This window comes from Candidatus Pantoea gossypiicola, from assembly GCF_008632075.1.
In the GTDB taxonomy this organism is placed as follows: Bacteria; Pseudomonadota; Gammaproteobacteria; order Enterobacterales; family Enterobacteriaceae; genus Pantoea; species Pantoea gossypiicola.
The window spans coordinates 188,213-205,130 of sequence record NZ_VWVM01000003.1; the positions used below are offsets into that span (position 1 = coordinate 188,213).

Here is a 16,918-nt window from a genome sequence, read left to right on the forward strand (position 1 = left end):
CCTACTGAAAATGTGACGAGCGATCCAGAGCGGCTAAGCAGAGTAGTGACATTCACATGATTATTCAGGATTCTGCTAAAAAAGCTGCGTTATCCCACTGCGAAACAGCCCTGCAGGCAGATATTCTGCCAGAAAAAATTGTGCCCGGCCGAATTAACCCTCAATAAAAACCTTTATTTAACAACGCATTAACTATTTAAGCGCTAACAGTTATCGCTTTTAGTGGTAACCCGCATTAAAACGCGCCATAACTGCGTTTGATGACAAAAAAATGAAAAAATCATGGTTAGATAACGCGATCTGACACAAAAAATCGCTGCGACAGTCTGTTTATAACATGCAATAATCAGCGGCTAATCTGTTATACATCAAGAGTCCAGCACGTTTTCGTACTCATTTTTGCGTAAGGCGAAGGATTATTTTTATGAAGCTGAAGAACACTATTCTGGCGTCCACTCTGTTGTCTCTGCTGGCAGCCAATGCATTCGCTGCGCAGGAGTTAACGCCAGAAAAAGCGGCCGCGCTGAAGCCATTCGAACGTATTAATATCACCGGCCGTTTTAACGCAATTGGCGACGCAGCCGATGCGGTCTCTAAGCGTGCAGATCAGATGGGCGCTGCCTCTTTTTACATCCAGGCGATCAACGACAGCAACGGTAATAGCGGTAACTGGCGCGTCACGGCTGACCTCTATAAAGCCGATGCCCCGGCGGCCGTGCAGTCCACGACTTACCGTCGTTTCAACGGCGTAAACGAACTGCCTAAAGCCGAAGCGTATAAGCTTGAACCGTTCGATACCGTTTCGGTCAGCGGCTTCTTTGCCAGCCAGCCGGATGTGAACGACGCGATTTCAAAAGCGGCAAAACAGAAAGGCGCGGCCTCCTTCTTTATTGTTCGCCAGATCGATGCCAACAGCGGCGGCAATCAGTATGTCACCGCTTATGTCTATAAAGCGGATGCTAAAGAACGCAAGGTACAGACACCGAATGCAATTCCTGCCGATTCAGAAGCCGGTAAAGCCGCACTGGCAACGGGTGGTGCTGCAGCCGCTAACGTCGAGATTCCAGGCGTAGCCTCGTCTGAAACACCAAGCAATAAAGTGGGCCGTTTCTTCGAAACTCAAAGCTCAACCGGTAAGCGCTATACGGTGAATCTTCCAAACGGTAAATCCGTGCAGGAAGTGAACGCAATCACTGCTGCGCAGATGCAGCCGTTTGATACCGTCACCTTCACCGGGCACTTCGGTACACCAACGGCGATTTCAGAAGAAGTGGCGAAGCGTGCAGCCGATAAAGGTGCGAAGTTCTACCACGTCACCCGCCAGTGGCAGAACCAGAGTGGCGGTAACCTGACCGTTACGGCTGACCTGTTTAAGTAATCCCTTCAGGGCGGCACCCGCCGCCCTGCTGTTTGCATAATTACTGCGCTGTTTTGCATAGTCACGCATTGCCATCCCCTGCCACTCTCCGTAAAATCCCCCCCCTGTTTTACCGGATATTGTCTCTGTATTTTGCCGCTGCGCTGCGATAACACAGTGATGAAATCCGATTTACCCAGCCATATATGCTAGCGGGAAGGTTGTTTTGGAGAAAAAATTAGGTCTCGGTGCGCTGACGGCGCTGGTGCTCAGCTCAATGCTGGGCGCAGGCGTATTCAGCCTGCCGCAAAACATGGCCGCAGTGGCCGGTCCGGCCGCGCTGTTGCTGGGATGGCTGATTACCGGTGTCGGCATTATCTTTCTGTCGCTGGCGATGCTGCTGCTGACCCGCCTTAAGCCCGAACTGGACGGCGGCATCTTTACCTATGCACGCGCCGGGTTCGGCGAACTGATGGGCTTCTGTTCCGCCTGGGGCTACTGGCTGTGCGCCGTGATCGCCAACGTCTCCTATCTGGTGATTGTCTTCTCTGCCCTGAGCTTCTTCACCGATACGCCCGACCGGATTATTTTTGGTGATGGCAACACCTGGCAGGCGATGCTGGGTGCGTCCGTGCTGCTGTGGCTGGTTCACTGGCTGGTACTGCGCGGCGTGCAGACCGCGGCCAGCATCAATCTGATGGCGACGCTGGGCAAACTCGTGCCGCTGATGCTGTTTATTCTACTGGCGGTGATGGCGTTCAACTATGATCGCTTCCGCTTCGATTTTTCTGGCATCACACTGGGAAAACCACTCTGGGAGCAGGTTAAGCAGACCATGCTGATTACTCTGTGGGTCTTTATCGGGGTTGAAGGTGCTGTGGTCGTCTCTGCCCGTGCACGCCAGAAAAAGGATGTGGGCCGTGCAACCTTATTCGCCGTGCTGGCTGCGCTGCTGGTCTATCTGCTGGTCACGCTGCTGTCGCTGGGCGTGGTGCCGCGTGCTGAACTGGCTGAGATGCGTAACCCGTCAATGGCCGGATTAATGACCCGACTGATGGGTCACTGGGGCGACGCGGTAATTGCGGTGGGTCTGATTGTTTCCGTGTGCGGTGCCTATCTGAGCTGGACGATTATGGCCGCGGAAGTGCCGCTGATTGCCGCGCAACAGGGAGCCTTTCCCCGCAGTATCGCCCGGCAGAACCGCCATAACGCGCCAGCCGCCTCGCTGTGGCTGACCAACGGCAGTATTCAGCTCTGCCTGATCCTGATTGCCCTGACTGGTGCCGACTACAACAACCTGTTGACCATCGCCTCGGAGATGATTCTGGTGCCCTATCTGCTGGTGGGGTTATATCTGATCAAAGTGGTGCGCGGACAGCATAAGCCGCTGGCGATGGCGATCGGTATGGGTGCCAGCGTGTATGGCATCTGGCTGTTGTACGCCTCGGGACCTATACACCTGATGATGTCAGTGGTGCTCTACACACCGGGGCTGCTGCTGTTTCTGTTTGCACGACGCGGCGGCCGCGCCAATATTGCGCTGACCTCGCTGGAGCGGATTGCGATGGGACTGCTGATTGTCGCCACATTGCCCGCCGTGTGGGAGCTGACGACGTAAAGCCTGCCAGAAAGAGCTCTTAGTGTGAAAGTGCTGGAATGGATACACACAGCAGGTCATCCTGCTGTGTGAGATTCAGCGGCTTCGCATATTCATAGTGGATGGCATCCAGCTGCTCCGCCGAAAGCGGATAAGGAAGCTGGATATCAAAGCGACTAATCTGCTGTTGTTCTGCGAGAGTAATCAGGCGCGCGATATTAATTTCGTCGCTGACCTGGGTAGAAATGATTTGTAATGCTAATTCTTTTAACGGGTCGTCACTGCCCTGTAAGCGGTGTGCCGATTTACGTGTCACCATGCCAAATATCGGCATCACGCCATAAATAGCATCGACGAAGCTCCAGCGCTTTTTGCAGGAAGCGGAAAGAAAGTCACTGTAATTGAAGCAGATGCGGTCAGGGTATATGGCTGATGCCAGCTCTTTATCAGACACACTAACGCTCCTCATGATAATCATCAATAACCCAAAGCTGGCGCAAAAAGGCCGCGCTAATGATTGCACATTTTGCCGGTTATATACCAGCAAGCCACGGATATTTCGTGCGATAACGTAGAGCTCAGGACCAGGAAAAGATATGCTTTCATCCATCTTTGACTCTGCCTTGTGAACTATGAACAAAATTGTTTATGTAGAAGATGAGCCCGAAGTGGGTTCGCTGATTGCGGCCTATCTTGGCCGTCACGATATTGAAGTCATTGTTGAAACACGCGGCGACCGTGCTGAAGCGGTCATCGCCGAACAGCAGCCCGACCTGGTGATGCTGGATATCATGTTACCGGGCAAAGATGGCATGACCATTTGCCGCGACCTGCGGGCCAACTGGCAGGGACCGATCGTGTTGCTGACCTCACTGGACAGCGACATGAACCATATTCTGGCCCTGGAGATGGGTGCTCAGGATTACATTCTGAAAACCACACCACCCGCTGTGCTGCTGGCCCGCCTGCGCCTGCATCTGCGCCAGTCTCAGCATGGGCAGCCAGCAGATGCGCCTGCTGCGTCTGCCGCAAACCGTATGCTGCGTTTTGGCTCGCTGACCATTGATGCCCTGAACCGCCAGGTGACGCTGTTTGACGAGCAGATCGCGCTCTCCACTGCGGATTTCGATCTGCTGTGGGTTCTTGCCAGCCATGCGGGTCAGACACTTAACCGTGATGCATTGCTGAAAACATTGCGCGGCGTCAGTTATGACGGCCTGGACCGCAGCATCGACGTGGCCATCTCCCGCCTGCGTAAAAAGCTCCACGACAGCGCAACCGAGCCGTTTCGCATTAAAACCATCCGCAATAAAGGCTATCTGTTCGCACCCCAGGCCTGGGATACCCGCGAATTATGAGAAAGCTATTTATTCAGTTCTATCTGCTGCTGTTTGTCTGCTTTCTGGTCATGGCGCTGCTGGTGGGTCTGGTCTACAAGTTCACCGCGGAGCGTGCGGGCCGACAGTCGATGAATGATCTGATGGCCAGCTCGCTCTACCTGATCCGCAGCGAACTGCGTGAGATCCCGCCGCGTGACTGGAACAAAACCATCAAGAGCCTTGATCTCGGCCTGTCGTTCGATCTGCACATCGAGCCGATGAACAAATATCAGCTCGATGAGGCCAACATGCGGCGGTTACGGGCAGGCGAGATCGTGGCGCTCGACGATCAATACACCTTTCTGCAGCATATTCCGCGCAGCCACTATGTCTTATCGGTAGGGCCGATTCCCTATCTCTTTTATCTGCACCAGATGCGACTACTGGATATTGCTCTGCTGGTGTTTATTGGCATGTCGCTGGCGCTGCCGGTGTTTATCTGGCTCCGCCCGCACTGGCAGGAGATGCAGCGCCTGGAAAAAGCGGCACAGCGCTTTGGCCGTGGCGAACTGGATGTCCGTACCCATTTCGACAGCACCTCCAGTCTGTTCCGGCTGGGCATCGCCTTTAACCAGATGGCCGAGAACATCAACACGCTGGTCGCCAGTAAGAAGCAGCTGATTGACGGAATTGCCCATGAACTGCGAACGCCGCTGGTGCGCCTGCGCTACCGGCTGGAGATGAGCGATAACCTTACGGATGGCGAACGGGTTGCGCTGAACCGCGACATCGGCCAGCTTGAAAGCCTGATTGAGGAGCTGCTGACCTACGCGCGTCTTGACCGGCCGCGCGTCGATCTGAATCTGAAATCGCTGGATCTGGCCAGCTGGCTGAGCGAGCGGCTGGACGATTTCCGCACCATTAACCCTAACATACGGCTCGACCTTGACCTGCCGCAGCGTGAAAACATCGGCGTTTCTGATACCCGACTGATGGAGCGGGTGCTGGATAACCTGGTGAACAATGCGCTGCGTTATGCGCAGCAGCGACTGCGCGTCAGTTTATGGTTCGACGGTCCGGTCGGGTGTCTGCAGGTGGAAGATGACGGTCCGGGCATTCCGCTCGACGAACGTGAACGGGTTTTCGAACCTTTTGTCCGGCTTGATCCCAGCCGCGATCGCGCCACAGGCGGCTGCGGACTCGGCCTGGCCATTGTTCACTCCATTGCCCAGGCACTCAGCGGCAAGGTCACTATTGAGTCCAGCCCGCTGGGGGGTGCCAGCGTTCGCTTTTGCTGGCCGGTTGATCTAACCTTGCGTGAAATTCCGCTGCGTTAAAATCCACAAGGAGTCTTACGTGACCTCAGCGTATCAACAACTGACCAAAACGTTCCAGCGCCTTTCCCGTTTCAGTCACGTCACGGCCATCGCAGGCTGTGACATGCAAACCACCATGCCACCTGGCGGCAGTCAGGCGCGTGGTGAAGCGCTGGCCGAAATGAGTGTATTGCAGCACCAGATCCTGACCACCCCACAGGTCGGCGAATGGCTTAAAGCCGCCGAGCAGCAGTCGCTGAACGATGTCGAGCGTGCCAATCTCAATGAGATGCAGCGCGCATATCAGCAAGCCACACTGCTCCCTGATGATTTTGTGGAGGCCAAATCGATCGCCGGTTCCGTATGTGAACATGCGTGGCGCACACAGCGTCCCGCCAATGACTGGCAGGGATTTGCTGCCAACCTTAAAGAGGTCGTAAAACTGAGCCGCGAAGAGGCACAGCGCCGCGCCGACGCCAGTGGCTGTTCGCGTTACGATGCGCTGCTGGATCTCTATGAGCCGGGTATGACCCGCGCCCGACTGGATGAAACCTTTGGCGAGCTGAAAACCTGGCTGCCCGATCTGCTGCAGCAGGTCGTGGAAAAACAGGCACAGCAGCCAATTGTCACGCCGCAGGGGCCGTTCGCCGTTCCAGCGCAGCGCCAGCTCGGTCTGAGCATTATGGAGACGCTGGGTTTCGACTTTAACCATGGCCGCCTCGACATCAGTGCGCATCCCTTCTGTGGCGGCGTCCCGGAAGATGTGCGCATCACCACCCGTTACAACGAGAATGAGTTCCTCAGCGCCATGATGGGCGTGATTCACGAAACCGGTCATGCCCGCTATGAGCAGAATCTGCCGCGGCAGTGGCGCGGTCAGCCGGTGGCGCTGGCGCGTTCCACGGCTATTCACGAATCACAAAGTTTGTTTATGGAGATGCAGCTGGGTCGCAGCCGTGAATTCCTCCAGCGCATTCTGCCGCAGGTGATTGCCACCTTTGGCGATCAGCCCGCCCTGCAGGCGGATAATTTCGTGCGCCTGACCCAGCAGGTGAAACCAGGCCTGATCCGGGTTGACGCCGATGAGCTGAGCTACCCGGCGCATGTCATTCTGCGCTATGAAATCGAGCAGGCGCTGATTGAAGGCGAGATTGAGGTTGAGGACATCCCGGCGCTGTGGGATGAGAAGATGATGCAGTCACTGGGTCTGGATACCCGGGGTAATTACCGCGATGGCTGTATGCAGGATATCCACTGGACCGACGGCGCATTTGGTTACTTCCCGACCTATACACTGGGCGCGATGTATGCCGCACAGCTGTTCCGGTCGGTACAGAATGCCATTCCTCAGCTCAGCGAGCTGATTCTGCACGGTGAACTGCAGCCGGTATTTGACTGGCTGCAACAGAACATCTGGCAGCACGGCAGCCGCTTCTCCACCGACCAGTTGCTGATCAATGCCACCGGCGAAGCGCTGAATCCGGCTTTCTTCCGCCAGCATCTTGAACAACGCTACCTGAATAGCTAAGCTTCCGGGCGGTCTGCTGACCGCCCTTTCCCGCCTTTGTACAATCGGTTACACGCCGATACCAAACACCCACGGACACCGTTCATTGATTTCCCTATAGTCTCTTCACCGGCCCCGCAGTGGGCTACACATGAAAAAATAGTCTCCGAGGGATTTGCAATGAAAAAATTATTTGCACTGGTTGTCGCCGCTGCTATGGGTATGTCTTCTGTTGCTTTCGCTGCTGACACCACAGCTGCTCCAGCTGCTGCGCCAGCCGCCACAACAACTACCGCTGCAGCACCGGCTAAAACCGTTCACAAAACTGCGCACAAGAAACACCATAAAGCAGCTCAGAAAGCCCAGGCTGCTAAGAAACACCACAAAAAAGCAGTGAAAAAAGATGCCGCGCAGAAAGCGCAGGCTGCTAAAAAAGTTCACCACAAGAAAGCGGTAAAACCTGCTGCACAGAAAGCGCAGGCCGCTAAAAAAGTTCACCATAAAAAAGCAGCTAAACCAGCCGCTCAGAAAGCCCAGGCTGCTAAAAAAGTGCACCACAAAAAAGTGGTAAAACCTGCTCAGAAAGCGCAGGCCGCTAAAAAAGTTCACCACAAAAAAGTTGTGAAACCAGCAGCTAAAAACTAAGGTCGCCTTCAGCGCACGGCCACGAGATGATAATTAAAAACACCCGGTTATGCCGGGTGTTTCTTTACTGGAGTGGATGAAATGACGAGAGTGGATGAAATAGTGCGTCGCTATCGCTTCGAAATTATTCTGCTTGTTATGATCCTGTGTGGCATTGTTGCAGCCAGCTTTTTTATTTAGCCGCTGTAGCGTACTGATTAACCAATAAAACTCCCTTTTTCAACGCTCACCGACTATAGTTACCGTACTTACGTAATAACAATAACGTTAATTTTTCTCGCCATTGAGATTTCTATGCGCCTGGCTACCCTGTTAATGGTTGGACTCTTCAGCTTTGCCACCACGGTTCACGCCGATGATGACGATGACTCGCCTACTCCTGCTGAAATTAAGATGCTGTTCTTCGGCAAGGATCATCGCCAGGCAATCACCGATATTGCCATGGCCCCCTGGGATGCCATTGGTCAGCTGGAAACCGAAAGCGGCAACCTCTGTACTGCCACGCTCATCTCTCCGCATCTGGCGCTGACGGCCGGACACTGCCTGCTCTCCCCACCGGGTAATTTCGATAAGCCGGTTGCGCTGCGATTTATGGCCAGTGATAAAGGCTGGCGCTACGAGCTTCATGATATTGATGCGCGGGTTGAACCCTCGCTGGCGTCAAAATTAAAAGCAGATGGTGAAGGCTGGATCGTGCCGAGCAGTGCTGCGCCATATGATTATGGCATCGTGATTTTACGCAATCCGCCCTCCGCGATTACGCCGATTCCCTTGTTCGATGGCTCACGCAGCAATCTTACTGCGGCGCTGAAGCTGACCGGACGCAAAGTGACGCAGGCAGGCTATCCGGCCGATCATCTGGATACGCTCTATTCTCACAGTGATTGCCTGATTACCGGCTGGGCGCAGCGCGCCGTGCTGTCGCATCAGTGTGACACCCTGCCGGGCGACAGTGGTTCACCGCTGCTGCTCAAAAGCGATAAAGGCTGGCAATTAATCGCGGTACAAAGCTCTGCACCGGCAGCGAAAGATCGCTATCTGGCTGACAACCGCGCGATTTCGGTCACCTCGTTTAAAGATAAGCTGGAATCTCTCGCGCAGTAACCTTCTCAATCCTTTATCCTCGGATGCTCGCCTGTTACGGCGCGCATCCTGGCTTTTATCCTGCTATCTGCTCCATTGTCTGCAGAATTCGCTTCTCTGAGATGGGATACGGCGTGCCCAGTTGCTGAGCAAAGTAGCTGATACGCAGCTCCTCAATCATCCAGCGGATGCTCTGCACCTCTTCATCATCCTGACGCTGCGGCGGCAATTTGTTGCGCCACGCCTGATACGCCTGTTCCACTGCCTGCACTTTTAACATCCGCGCACGGTCGCTGTGTGGATCGGCAGGCAGTTTTTCCAGCCGATGCTCAATGCCGTGCAGGTAACGCAGCGTATCTGCCAGTCGCTGCCAGCCGTTGCCGGTGACAAAGCCGCGATAGACCAGACCACTTAGCTGCGCCTTGATGTCGGACAATGCCAGCGCCATCGTCATATCGACCCGGCCCTTCAGACGCTTATTGATGTTGAAAACCGCCGTCAGGATCTGCTCAACCTGCTTCGCAATGGTCACGACGGTCTCGTTGAGTTCGCCGCGAACTTTGTCACGCAACTGCTCGAACGAGGTCTGATCCCAGGCCGGACCGCCCGCTTCACCCATCAGTTTGTCGATGCCGCAGGCGATGCAGTCATCAATCAGCTCCAGCACTTTGCCATAAGGGTTGAAGTAAAGTCCGAGCTTGGCTTTGTTCGGCAGCTTCTCGTGCAGATATTTCACTGGTGACGGCACATTCAGCAGCAGCAGACGACGCTGACCGCGCCACATCATTTTCTGCTGCTCCTGCTCGCTGTCAAACAGGCGAATGGCGACGCTCTCTTTCTCATCGACCAGCGCAGGCCAGGCTTTGACCTGATAGCTACCGCGCTTCTGTTCGTAGCTGCGCGGCAGTTCACCAAAGCTCCAGATATGCAGACCGCTCTGCTCCAGCCCGTCATCTGCCACTTTCGACAGCGTCTCCTGCACTTTGCCTTTCAGCTGTGCCTTGAGCGCGGTAAGATCTTTGCCTTCCAGCAGTTTACGGTTGTGCTCATCCACCACCCGGAAGGTCATTTTCAGATGATCGGGCACCTGTTCCCACTGCCAGTTTTCCCGCTCCAGCGTGACGCCGGTCATGCGTCGAAACTCACGGGACAGCGCATCGAGAAGCGGCATCTCCATTGCGTTGACGCGTCCCAGGAAGGCCTCGGCGTAGTTGGGTGCCGGCACCAGGTTACGGCGCAGCGGCTTGGGCAGTGACTTAATCAGCGCGATGATCAGCTCACGGCGTACGCCCGGGATTTGCCATTCAAAACCGCTATCTTCAATCTGATTCAACAGCGGCAGCGGAATATGTACCGTCACGCCATCCGCATCGGCACCCGGCTCGAACTGGTAACTCAGCTTCAGTTTAAGGTTGCCCTGATGCCAGAAGTTAGGGTAATCAAGCTGGCTGACCTTATCCGCGCCCTCTTTGATCAGCATCTGTTTGTCGAAGTTCAGCAGCTCCGCGTTTTCACGGCTGGCCTTTTTCCACCAGCTGTCGAAATGCTTCGCTGACACAACCTCTTTACCAATGCGCTGGTCATAAAAAGCAAACAGCGTTTCGTCATCCACCAGGATATCGCGACGGCGGGATTTGTGTTCCAGATCTTCGACTTCACTGCGCAGCTTCTGGTTAGCCCGGAAGAAGGCATGCCGGGTTTGCCAGTCGCCCTCCACCAGCGCGTGACGGATAAACAGCTCACGGCTCAGAGTGGGATCAATGCTGCCATAGTTCACCTTGCGGGCGGCCACAATCGGCAGGCCATAAAGCGTAACCTTCTCAGCAGCCATTACCGCGCCCTGCGATTTCTCCCAGTGCGGTTCGCTGTAGCTGCGTTTAATCAGATGCTGCGCCAGCGGCTCAATCCACTCTGGTTCAATACGCCCCGCCGTGCGACCCCACAGGCGGCTGGTCTCGACCAGTTCTGCCACCATGGTCCACTTCGGCGGCTTCTTAAACAGCCCGGAGCCGGGGAAAATCGAGAAGCGGGTATTGCGTGCGCCGGTGTACTCCTGCTTGTCGGTGTCCTTCTGGCCGATATGTGACAGCAGACCGCTGAGCAGCGCGCAGTGGACGGGCTGCAGCTCAGCCGGCTCGCTATTAACCGGAATCCCCAGTTCACGCACCACCTGCCGCAGCTGGGTATAAATATCCTGCCATTCCCGCACGCGCAGATAGTTAAGGAAATCGCTTTTGCACTGGCGGCGGAAAAGGTTGCCCGACAGCGCTTTCTGCTGCTCCGCCAGGTAGTTCCAGAGGTTCACATAGGCGAGGAAGTCGGAATCTTTGTCGGCAAAGCGCCGGTGCTTCTCATCGGACGCCTGCTTTTTCTCTGCCGGGCGCTCGCGCGGGTCCTGAATCGACAGACCGGCGGTGATGATCATCACTTCACGTACGCAGCCAAATTTCTGTGCTTCCAGCACCATCCGCGCCAGACGCGGATCGACCGGCAGCTGTGCCAGCTGACGCCCGGACCCGGTGAGTTTATAGTGTCCGCTCTCCTCATTCAGGGTCAGCGCGCCCAGCTCTTCCAGCAGGCGGATGCCATCCTGAATATTGCGCTTATCGGGCGCTTCCACAAACGGGAAGGCGGCGATATCGCCAAGTCCCAGCGAGGTCATCTGCAGGATCACCGACGCCAGGTTGGTGCGCAGGATTTCCGGATCGGTAAAAGCCGGACGGCTCAGGAAGTCATCTTCTGAGTAGAGGCGAATACAGATGCCGTCTGAAACACGGCCGCAACGCCCTTTACGCTGGTTGGCGGAGGCCTGCGATATCGGCTCAATCGGCAGGCGCTGCACCTTGGTGCGGAAACTGTAGCGGCTGATACGCGCCGTGCCAGGATCGATGACATATTTGATGCCCGGCACCGTCAGGGAGGTTTCCGCGACGTTGGTCGCCAGCACGATGCGACGGCCACTGTGTGACTGAAACACCCGGTTCTGTTCGGCATTCGATAGTCGCGCATAAAGTGGCAGCACTTCGGTATGCGGCAGGTCACGTTTGTTCAGCGCATCAGCGGTATCGCGGATTTCGCGCTCACCGCTCATGAAGATCAGGATATCGCCGCGACTCTCGCGTCCCAGTTCATCCACCGCATCAAAAATCGCCTGCAGCTGATCGCGATCGCCATCATCCGCTTCTTCAACCACCGGCCGGTAGCGCACTTCGACCGGATAAGTCCGGCCAGAGACTTCAATCACCGGCGCGTTGTTGAAGTGCCGCGAGAAGCGTTGGGGATCGATGGTCGCCGAGGTAATAATCACTTTCAGATCGGGGCGGCGCGGCAGCAGCTCACGCAGATAACCGAGCAGGAAATCGATATTCAGGCTGCGCTCGTGAGCCTCATCAATGATGATGGTGTCATACTGCATCAACAGGCGATCCTGTTGGATCTCCGCCAGCAGGATCCCGTCGGTCATCAGTTTAATCTGCGTCAGATCGCTGACCTGGTCGTTAAACCGCACTTTATAGCCGACGCAGCCACCCAGTGAGGTGCTGAGCTCATCAGCAATACGGTTCGCCACGGTGCGCGCAGCCAGACGGCGCGGTTGCGTATGACCAATCAAACCCGTGATACCACGTCCCAGTGCCAGACAGATTTTCGGCAGCTGCGTGGTTTTACCTGAGCCGGTTTCACCTGCAACAATCACTACCTGATGGTTGCGAATCGCCGCGGCTATATCCTGCTGCTTCTGACTGACCGGCAGATTATCCGGAAAGGTAATGGCTGGCGTAGCCGCGCGGCGCTGGGCCACGCGCTGTTCAGCAGCAATAAATTCCTGCTCCAGCTCGCTGGCAATGCCCTGCTGTGCCTCGGGATTTTTAGCTTTTCTGGCTCCCTGCAGGCGGCGCTGCAGACGCTGGCGATCGCGCAGCATTACAGAGTCAAGCCGTGGCCAGAGCGCTGACAGTGGGGAAGTATCGGGAGATGACATAATAGTGACGTACCTTACTCAGACGGTGTCGCTGCGATAAACAGCGCCCTGAAAGCCGGGATAACCAGCTGATTCAATAAAAATAATTGTGCGCATCATAGCACATTCTGAACCGTTCCGGCGGCTGGTCCCGGTTACGCTTATTCAATAAATTCGAACATGGGTCTCGAAATATTGCGCTTTCACCGCGCCATCGATAACCGTAGAGTGTAAACCATTGAGCGGAAAGTCTTCCGCGTAACAGACAGGAAACCACCATGACCAAAGTTTTAGTTCTGAAATCAAGCATCCTCGCAGACTACTCACAGTCAAGCCAGCTCGCTGACTTCTATGTTGAACAGGCAAAGGCACAGGGTAAAGAAGTCACTGTACGTGATCTGGCCGCTAACCCGATTCCGGTTCTGGATGGTGAGTTAGTGGGTGCAATGCGCCCATCCGAAGCGCCACTGTCACCACGTCAGCAGGAAGCACTGGACCTGTCCGATAAACTGATTGCAGAACTGCAGGCTCATGATGAAGTGGTGATTGCCGCGCCAATGTACAACTTCAACATTCCTACACAGCTGAAAAACTATTTCGACCTGATTGCCCGTGCTGGCGTGACGTTCCGCTACACCGAAGCAGGCCCGGAAGGTCTGGTTAAAGGTAAAAAGGCCGTGGTGATCTCCAGCCGTGGCGGCATTCACAAAGATACCCCAACCGATCTGCTGACTCCATACGTTAAGCTGTTCCTGGGCTTCATCGGCATCACTGACGTTGAGTTCGTGTTTGCTGAAGGCATCGCTTACGGTCCGGAAGTGGCCAGCAAAGCGACCGCTGAAGCGAAAGACGCACTTAAGCAAATCGTGACTGCATAAGTCTTAGTCATCTCATGATGACGCTGAAAACCGGGCCATGCGTCCGGTTTTTTTCGCCGGTTACTGGCCGCTGTCTGCTTCTTTTCTCAGCCACTGACCGTTAATGCCGCGCACATATTCCCCCGCTGCCGCACGGCCCACCAGCTTCTGTCCGGCAATACTGGCGATATCAGCCGTGGAAAGATTATTCTGCTCAGCCAGCCGCTGATACTCCTGCTTACGTCCGGCGTTGATACGCTGCACCAGCGCCAACGTTTCACTGTCCTGCGAACGTGCCGCCAGATAGCCGGAAAGCGTTTCACCTGCCCGGCCCGATTGCCGCGCCTCATCGAGCGTCAGAGCCCAGGCAGGCTGTGCCATCGCCAGGGCGAGTAACAGCGCCGCGCTTATGCGTTTCATCGTTGCTCTCCTCAGAACAGACCGCTCTGGTTTTTCAGTAACGCTTCCACATCTTTATCAACTTTGATGTGGATCTCATGCTCGATTCTTACGTTCATATTGATAGTGATGGGATCTTTGGGTGCCGTGACTTCAATGCGCGGCACGCAGCCAATGCTCAGCAGTCCGGCTGCCAGAACCAGTAGTGGCCTCATGCTCATGGTGAAGTGTCCTTGTTCGATGGCAAAGTTGCATGTTGCTCTAACCAGGATTGCAAATTATCGCCAAAGCGCAGGCTGCGCCAGAGCTGAAACAGGTTTTCCTGATGATGATAGTTAAGATTGACCGTCTGCCGACGGTTACTGAACTGGCTGACGCCCTGCACCTGAGCTTCCATAGTAAGGTCGCCGAGGTTATCCAGATTGATCGTGGCCCAGCTGCGGGAGACTTCCATATAGCGTAACCAGTCCAGCGCCGCGCCGGTCGCTACGTTGTTGCGGGTAATGGCATCTGCCATATCTTTATCCAGCCGGAAGGTCAGTGGACCACTGTTGGCAATCCACCCTTTCTCCACCAGCCAGTGTGGGTTATTGAGCCACAGCGGAAGCTCTCCGTTGACCTTGCCCGACATGGCGAACTGTTTAGGCTTCAGCGCCGTGACAAGTTCGCTGAGGCTGATTTGACGCAGCGACACCCGGGCGGGATCATGCTGAGGCATTCGCAGGGATGGCAGCGTGATTTGTCCGCCCAGCAGGTCGAGGCTGACATCCTGCAGCGTCAGCGGTGCCTGTTCAGACCATGGCCAGTTACCCTGCAGGCTGGCGCGAATATTCTGCATCGCAAACTGGTTCTTCACCTCGGCAATGCGCAGTGAAACCGGGCCATGCTGCCCAAACTGCCACTGCTGCTCATGAAATCGGAACGGCAGTGAAAAGTCGATACCGTTCACCTGACTGTCAGGCGTCCAGATGCTGCCCTGTCTGACCGTCCAGTGGCCTCCGGCCTGGAAGCCCTGATCGCTGGCGGCGGAAAAAGCGACCTGTGCCTGCAGACTGCCGCCCTGAATCTGCATTTTCATATCGGGGCTGAGCAGCGGCTGAAAAACCGTCAGCGACTGAGCGGGCCACCAGGCCTGCCCACGTAACCGATCACCGTCCCAGCGACCATTCACACGCAGCGGGCCAACCTTCCCCGCTTTTAACTCGCCCCGCCAGAGGAAATAGCCGGGATCCCGGCCTTTAGCTTCAAAGTCGAGCGCTGAGTCAGCCAGACGTCCGCCATAACTGAAGCGGGTCGGTCCCGCCTGCAGTCTGAAATGGCCATTAAAAGAGGGGTGTGCCACATTACGCTGCCAGTTTACCGGTTCAGTCAGCGTCAGACGCGGTTTTGCTATGTTGACGCTGCCGTAAGCCAGCTGATTAAAGCCGGCAGACAGGGTATCAAGGTGGATCAGCGTGTCGTGCCAGCCGCCGGTTCCTTTGACATCCCAGCGAGCCTGCAGCGGCAGCATCTCGCCTCCGCCCCAGTAGCGCCAGTTCCATTCGCCCTTATCGGGCCAGAAATCTGTGGCGCGACCATCAAGATGCAGCCGGAAGCGGCCAAAGCTGGCATTGTGCGCGTTAAGAATGGCCTGCAGGCGACCATCAATACCCTGCGAGGAGAGTCGCACACCCGCCAGCGGCCAGCGCGCCTCGTCCACTTCCAGCGTTGACAGCAGCCGGCCGCGCAGACGCAGCAGCGATTTAGGTTGCAGCACCAGTTTAGGATCGAGCAGCGAACCGCTGATCACACCAGGAATCGAGCCGTAAAGTTGCAGATCGGCCAGTTTGCTTTCACCGGTCAACTGAAAAGGCAGGTTGCTGCTGGTCAGGCTAAGGTTACCAGGACCAATGCCCAGAACCACGTTGCCCTTGCCGCCGCGTCCCTGCGTCAGCAGGTTGACGCGACCCGTGATCTGGCTGCTTTCAACGCCCGACTGCCAGTTATCCAGCGTCAGGTTAACGAATCCAGATAAGGGCTGAGACGCCAGCGGCCAGTAATATTCACCCTTTTCAATCCGAATCTGATCGCGGCTGACCTGCCAGGGTAATCGGAGAAGCGGCCGATTCTCTTCCGCCATTGCCACCCGCAGCTCGCCCTGCTGCTGCTGCCAGTTGAGCGTCAACTGCAGCGGATGCGGCAGAGCGTCAAGCGCCAGCTGTCCGGCCACCTCACCGTTTACCGGCAGCTCTGTAGCATAGGTGGGTAACGTCAGATGACCACTCAGCGTGACGGGTTCAGGCAGTGCAGGATGGGTGAGCGTCAGGCGACGGATAGCGAGCTGCTGACCGGTCAGCGTGGCTGTCAGCTGCAAATTATCGCCCTGATAACTGAGTTGCTGGCGATCTTTTTCCAGCGTCAGGTCCAGCGCGCCCGCCCAGGTCTGCCAGGGCGCGACAATCAGTTTGCCCAGATGAACATCGGTGCCAGGCAGCATCGACTGCCATTCGGCCAGCGTTTTGGGGGCAGCCGTACTGTTACTGGCAGGTAATTTTTGCAGGCAGGCGCTATCCAGCGTCAGCGCTTCCGCATTGAGTTTCCAGCGTGACTGATGCCAGCCAAGTGACACCGCTTTTACGGTGGCCAGCGAGCAATCACCGGCGAGATAACGAATCTGAGGCAACCACAGTCCACCGTTCCGCCAGCGCGGCGCGCCTGATAGCGCAATGCGCGTCCCGTCAGGCAGCCAGATGCCGGCCAGCCGTGGCAGCCATTGCGTCACAGTCAATATCAGGCCGAGCAGCAGCAGGATCAGCGCCAGAATGGCCGCCAGCCGTCGCCGGAAAATCCGTGGCATAAAAGCCATAATCCTTTTCCTTACAGTATCCTGACAGGAATGAT

At 56.0% G+C, this 16,918-nt stretch carries 14 protein-coding genes; 9 read left to right on the forward strand and 5 right to left on the reverse strand.

All coding sequences use genetic code 11. The annotated features are described in order from the left end of the window. Window positions 1–424 precede the first annotated feature (424 nt). Both ydgH and F3I20_RS05430 read left to right on the forward strand, forming a co-directional pair. The gene (gene ydgH, locus F3I20_RS05425; protein WP_150010207.1) at window positions 425–1,378 is read left to right on the forward strand and encodes a DUF1471 family protein YdgH; all 954 of its coding nucleotides are present in this window, start codon (window positions 425–427) and stop codon (window positions 1,376–1,378) included. A gap of 205 nt (window positions 1,379–1,583) precedes the next feature. Then, window positions 1,584–2,975, forward strand: coding sequence for a basic amino acid/polyamine antiporter (locus tag F3I20_RS05430; RefSeq protein ID WP_150010209.1), 1,392 nt, complete (start codon window positions 1,584–1,586; stop codon window positions 2,973–2,975). A 19-nt stretch (window positions 2,976–2,994) separates the two neighbouring features. Here F3I20_RS05430 and F3I20_RS05435 read toward each other — a convergent pair whose 3' ends face one another. Then, complete coding sequence (locus F3I20_RS05435) at window positions 2,995–3,408, reverse strand: hypothetical protein (protein WP_135910551.1); 414 nt, start codon at window positions 3,406–3,408, stop codon at window positions 2,995–2,997. A 178-nt stretch (window positions 3,409–3,586) separates the two neighbouring features. On the opposite strand from F3I20_RS05435, the gene rstA reads away from it, so the two are divergent. From rstA to F3I20_RS05460, 6 genes are all read left to right on the forward strand, one after another. Then, complete coding sequence (gene rstA / locus F3I20_RS05440; RefSeq protein WP_150010211.1) at window positions 3,587–4,312, forward strand: two-component system response regulator RstA; 726 nt, start codon at window positions 3,587–3,589, stop codon at window positions 4,310–4,312. Then, on the forward strand, window positions 4,309–5,610 hold the full coding sequence (rstB, locus tag F3I20_RS05445) for a two-component system sensor histidine kinase RstB (protein ID WP_150037109.1): 1,302 nt from the start codon (window positions 4,309–4,311) through the stop codon (window positions 5,608–5,610). Before rstA ends, rstB begins: the two co-directional genes overlap by 4 nt. A gap of 19 nt (window positions 5,611–5,629) precedes the next feature. Beyond that, window positions 5,630–7,117 (forward strand): carboxypeptidase M32, encoded by a 1,488-nt coding sequence (locus F3I20_RS05450; protein WP_150037108.1) that lies wholly within the window; start codon window positions 5,630–5,632, stop codon window positions 7,115–7,117. Window positions 7,118–7,276: 159 nt separating this feature from the next. Further along, window positions 7,277–7,741: an acid resistance repetitive basic protein Asr gene (gene asr, locus F3I20_RS05455; RefSeq protein WP_150010217.1), complete on the forward strand. Its 465-nt coding sequence runs from the start codon at window positions 7,277–7,279 to the stop codon at window positions 7,739–7,741. 81 nt (window positions 7,742–7,822) lie between these two features. Then, window positions 7,823–7,921 (forward strand): small membrane protein YdgU, encoded by a 99-nt coding sequence (gene ydgU / locus F3I20_RS24630; protein ID WP_008925242.1) that lies wholly within the window; start codon window positions 7,823–7,825, stop codon window positions 7,919–7,921. Between the two features lie 114 nt (window positions 7,922–8,035). After that, complete coding sequence (locus F3I20_RS05460; RefSeq protein WP_150010219.1) at window positions 8,036–8,845, forward strand: trypsin-like serine peptidase; 810 nt, start codon at window positions 8,036–8,038, stop codon at window positions 8,843–8,845. 55 nt (window positions 8,846–8,900) lie between these two features. Here the strand turns inward: F3I20_RS05460 and hrpA are convergent, their stop codons facing one another. Continuing rightward, entirely contained in the window at window positions 8,901–12,803 is a 3,903-nt protein-coding gene (gene hrpA, locus F3I20_RS05465) for an ATP-dependent RNA helicase HrpA (RefSeq protein ID WP_150037107.1), read from the reverse strand. Between the two features lie 257 nt (window positions 12,804–13,060). On the opposite strand from hrpA, the gene F3I20_RS05470 reads away from it, so the two are divergent. Beyond that, the gene (locus tag F3I20_RS05470) at window positions 13,061–13,660 is read left to right on the forward strand and encodes an FMN-dependent NADH-azoreductase (RefSeq protein WP_150010223.1); all 600 of its coding nucleotides are present in this window, start codon (window positions 13,061–13,063) and stop codon (window positions 13,658–13,660) included. A 60-nt stretch (window positions 13,661–13,720) separates the two neighbouring features. Here F3I20_RS05470 and F3I20_RS05475 read toward each other — a convergent pair whose 3' ends face one another. From F3I20_RS05475 to F3I20_RS05485, 3 genes are read right to left on the reverse strand one after another with little or no spacing between them, the layout of a single operon-like run. Continuing rightward, window positions 13,721–14,059 carry a YdbL family probable chaperone protein gene (locus F3I20_RS05475; RefSeq protein ID WP_150037106.1) on the reverse strand — a complete coding sequence of 113 codons (339 nt, stop codon included), beginning with the start codon at window positions 14,057–14,059 and terminating at the stop codon, window positions 13,721–13,723. An 11-nt stretch (window positions 14,060–14,070) separates the two neighbouring features. Beyond that, window positions 14,071–14,259 (reverse strand): YnbE family lipoprotein, encoded by a 189-nt coding sequence (locus F3I20_RS05480; protein WP_150037105.1) that lies wholly within the window; start codon window positions 14,257–14,259, stop codon window positions 14,071–14,073. Next, complete coding sequence (locus F3I20_RS05485; RefSeq protein WP_150037104.1) at window positions 14,256–16,883, reverse strand: YdbH family protein; 2,628 nt, start codon at window positions 16,881–16,883, stop codon at window positions 14,256–14,258. Before F3I20_RS05485 ends, F3I20_RS05480 begins: the two co-directional genes overlap by 4 nt. Window positions 16,884–16,918 lie beyond the last annotated feature (35 nt).

Excerpts from the sequence above, each read along its gene's own strand:
- F3I20_RS05485 (WP_150037104.1), bottom strand. The coding sequence starts at position 16,883 with ATGGCTTTTATGCCACGGATTTTCCGGCGACGGCTGGCGGCCATTCTG.
- asr (WP_150010217.1), top strand. The coding sequence starts at position 7,277 with ATGAAAAAATTATTTGCACTGGTTGTCGCCGCTGCTATGGGTATGTCT.
- ydgH (WP_150010207.1), top strand. The coding sequence starts at position 425 with ATGAAGCTGAAGAACACTATTCTGGCGTCCACTCTGTTGTCTCTGCTG.
- rstA (WP_150010211.1), top strand. The coding sequence starts at position 3,587 with ATGAACAAAATTGTTTATGTAGAAGATGAGCCCGAAGTGGGTTCGCTG.
- F3I20_RS05480 (WP_150037105.1), bottom strand. The coding sequence starts at position 14,259 with ATGAGCATGAGGCCACTACTGGTTCTGGCAGCCGGACTGCTGAGCATT.
- rstB (WP_150037109.1), top strand. The coding sequence starts at position 4,309 with ATGAGAAAGCTATTTATTCAGTTCTATCTGCTGCTGTTTGTCTGCTTT.
- F3I20_RS05470 (WP_150010223.1), top strand. The coding sequence starts at position 13,061 with ATGACCAAAGTTTTAGTTCTGAAATCAAGCATCCTCGCAGACTACTCA.
- hrpA (WP_150037107.1), bottom strand. The coding sequence starts at position 12,803 with ATGTCATCTCCCGATACTTCCCCACTGTCAGCGCTCTGGCCACGGCTT.
- F3I20_RS05475 (WP_150037106.1), bottom strand. The coding sequence starts at position 14,059 with ATGAAACGCATAAGCGCGGCGCTGTTACTCGCCCTGGCGATGGCACAG.
- F3I20_RS05460 (WP_150010219.1), top strand. The coding sequence starts at position 8,036 with ATGCGCCTGGCTACCCTGTTAATGGTTGGACTCTTCAGCTTTGCCACC.
- ydgU (WP_008925242.1), top strand. The coding sequence starts at position 7,823 with ATGACGAGAGTGGATGAAATAGTGCGTCGCTATCGCTTCGAAATTATT.